The organism is Microbacterium sp. K35 (genome assembly GCF_004794375.1).
GTDB classification, from domain to species: Bacteria; Actinomycetota; Actinomycetes; order Actinomycetales; family Microbacteriaceae; genus Microbacterium; species Microbacterium sufflavum.
This window is the reverse complement of record NZ_SSDM01000392.1, coordinates 1-3,157: the sequence shown is the minus strand read 5'-3', so window position 1 is coordinate 3,157 and position 3,157 is coordinate 1. Positions and strand designations below refer to the sequence as shown.

The window sequence follows — 3,157 nt, the reverse complement described above, 5'->3', positions numbered from 1 at the left end:
GCCGCCGGTCGGGCGCAGCGCCCGGTCCCGCGCCCGACCGGCGGCGCTTCCACAGGCCCCACAGCGACGAGCGGTTCTCGCCCGGGGCCCCCAGCGCGGCGGTGACCCGGTCGAGGAAGACCGCGATCAGCACGACGCCCAGACCGGCCTCGACGCCCTTCGGGATGTTGATCGTCGAGATCGCCTCGACCACCATCTTCCCGAGGCCGTCCGCTCCCGCCATACCGGCGATCACGGCCATCGACAGCGCGAGCATGATCACCTGGTTGACGCCGGCCATGATGGTCGGCATCGCCAGGGGCAGCTGGATGCCGCGGAGGATCTGGCCGGGGGTGGCGCCGAACGCATGCCCGGCCTCCACGGTCTCGGAGTCGACGCCGCGGATGCCCAGCTCGGTCAGGCGCACGCCGGGAGGCAGCGCGAAGATCACGGTCGCCACGAGTCCCGGCACCACGCCGATGCCGAAGAACACGATCGCGGGGATCAGGTACACGAACGCGGGCATGGTCTGCATGAAGTCGAGCACCGGCTTCAGGGCCGCCCGGACCGTGGCGTTGCGCGCCGACCAGATGCCCAGCGGCACCGCGATCAGCACCGCCACGATCGCCGCGACGAGCACCAGGGCGAGGGTCTGCATCGCGGGCACCCACAGGTCCATCGCCACGATCAGCAGGAACGACACGGCCGTGCCGATCGCGAGCTTCCACGACCGCACGACCCAGGCGAGCAGGGCGGCGATCACGATGATCACGGCGAAGTGCGGGGTGAGCAGCAGCCGGGTGAGGCCGTCCACGAGGAAGCTCACCACGAACGACACCACGTCGAGCAGACCGTCGAGGTTCGCGGTGATCCAGTCGACACCGGCGGCGACCCAGTCGCCCAGGGGGATGCGGAATCCGTCCATCAGCGCACCTCCTCCGTCTCCGGTGTCGTGGGCAGCGGCTCGGCCGTCCACCCGTCGTCGAGCACCGCGTCGATCTCCGCCTGCGGCATGGGCGTCATCGGCAGCAGGATCTCCTCGGTCGAGCCGGGGCCGGGGCCGAGGGCGGCGAGCAGGGTCACGCGGGGGATCACGCCCGCCAGTCGCCCGTCGGCGTCGGTCACGGCCAGGGGCAGCGGCGACTCCACCGCGGGCACGAACAGGTTCATGAGCACGTCGTCCTCGCGCACGCTCTGCAGCACGGGCTTGATCACGGAGTCGAGTCGCGTCACCCCCTGCCGCACGAGCTTCACCGCATCGCGGTCGGTGACCACACCGAGCAGCTGGCGGTCCTTGCCGACCACGTAGGTGGCCGACATGTAGGCGTCGCGCATCTGGCGCAGGGCCGTGCGCGGGCCGGCGGTCTCGGCGACCACGGGGCGCGGGCGCTCCATGACGTTCGCGGCGGTGAGCACGCGGGCACGGTCCACGTCCTGCACGAACTGCTCGACGTAGTCGTTCGCGGGGTCCATCAGGATGTCCTCCGGCGTGCCGATCTGCACGATGCGCCCGTCGCGCATCACGGCGATCCGGTCGCCGAGGAACATGGCCTCGTTGAGGTCGTGCGTGATGAAGACGATGGTCTTGTGCAGCTTCTGCTGGAGCTCCAGCAGCTGCTCCTGCATCTCGCGGCGGATCAGCGGGTCGAGCGCGCTGAACGCCTCGTCCATCAGCAGGATGTCGCTGTCGGCGGCGAGCGCGCGGGCGATGCCGACGCGCTGCTGCATGCCGCCGGAGAGCTCGGACGGCAGCTTGTCGCCCTGGCCCTCGAGGCCCACGAGCGCGAGGATCTCCTCGGCCTTCGCCTGCCGCTCGGCCGCCGCGACGCCCTTGAGCTCGAGCGGGTAGGCCACGTTCGCGGCCACCGTGCGGTGCGGCAGCAGGGCGAAGTGCTGGAAGACCATCGAGATGCGGTCGCGGCGGATCTCACGCAGACGCCCGGCGGGGATGCCCGTGATGGTGTCGCCGCCGACCGTGACGGTGCCGTCGGTGATGTCGTGCAGGCCGTTGAGCATGCGGATGATGGTGGACTTGCCCGATCCGGACAGGCCCATGATGACGAAGATCTCACCGCGGTTCACGGTGAAGCTGGCGTCGATGACGGCGGCGGTGCCCGCGTCGGCGACGGCCGCGCGGCTCTCACCCGCCTTCAGTCGGCGGACGGCGGCGTTCGGATTCCTCCCGAACACCTTGTACAGATGGCGCGCTTCGAGTGCGATGTCGGACACGTTTCCCCTGCGGCTCGGCCTCGGGTGGCTGAGCCTGCTTCGGTCACGTCCGGGTGATCCTCACGAGGCCGTTCGACATCATCGCTGTGGCGGCGCGGGCGGTGGATTTCGGATCCGCCGCAGAGAGGACCGACCGTACGCCCACGCCTCTTCGCAGCACAGCTCATCGAAAGAAGGACGTGGTCGCGGACTGGTCTTCGGGCCGTCAGGCCCACAGACCAACGTAACGAAATGGCCGGTCAGGGACAAATCCTGGGCCGGGAACGTGCCCGGGTTTCCGGTGCTGACCGGGGGATAGTACGAGCGTCTAGCAATCTCGGCGACGGGGGTTCACGGGCGTCGCACACTGCGCGTCACGGTGAACTTCGGGGTGCGTCGGAGCTGCTCCGTCCGCCCGATCAGCCGCGTCAGCTCGGGGCGGTACGCGAGGCCGGAGTTGTACACCGTGAACAGCTCGCCGCCCGGCCGGAGCAGTCGCGCGGCGGCCTCGAACAGCCGGGTCGCGGCCCCCGTGTGCACGCTGCTGCCGAGGTGGAACGGCGGGTTCAGCAGCACCACGTCGAACGCCCCGTCGGGCAGGTCGGATCCGGCGTCGTCGTGGGTCACGGTGACGCGGTCGGCGACGCCGTTCGCGGCCGCGGTCGCCCGGGTCGAGGCCACGGCCGCGGCCGAGCGATCGGTCGCGGTCACCGCGTCCCCGGGGTGCGCGAGGGCCCAGGACACCGCGAGCGCGCCCGTGCCGCAGCCGAGGTCGAGCACACGGCGCGGATCCTCGGCGTTCACGACTCCGGAGAAACCCTCGTTCTCCGGCAGTTCCGGCGGGGATGCAGCCCCGGGGCGAGCGGTTCTCCGGCGTTGTGAACCGTCGAGCGCGAGCGCCTCGAGCAGCACGCGCGTGCCGATGTCGAGGCGGGGTCCGGCGAACGCGCCGCCGTGCGCGACCAGGGCG

General features: G+C 71.0%; 3 protein-coding genes. All 3 read right to left on the bottom strand.

Features of this window, described 5'->3' with window-relative positions:
* Nucleotides 1-904: ABC transporter permease (locus DW299_RS16185; RefSeq protein ID WP_136037187.1), on the bottom strand; the 904-nt coding region annotated here is incomplete at its 3' end.
* Complete coding sequence (locus tag DW299_RS16180; RefSeq protein ID WP_136032223.1) at nt 904-2,208, bottom strand: quaternary amine ABC transporter ATP-binding protein; 1,305 nt, start codon at nt 2,206-2,208, stop codon at nt 904-906. The genes DW299_RS16185 and DW299_RS16180, both read right to left, overlap by 1 nt.
* A gap of 330 nt (nt 2,209-2,538) precedes the next feature.
* The coding region (locus DW299_RS16175; RefSeq protein WP_136037186.1) for a class I SAM-dependent methyltransferase at nt 2,539-3,157 on the bottom strand (619 nt) is incomplete at its 5' end.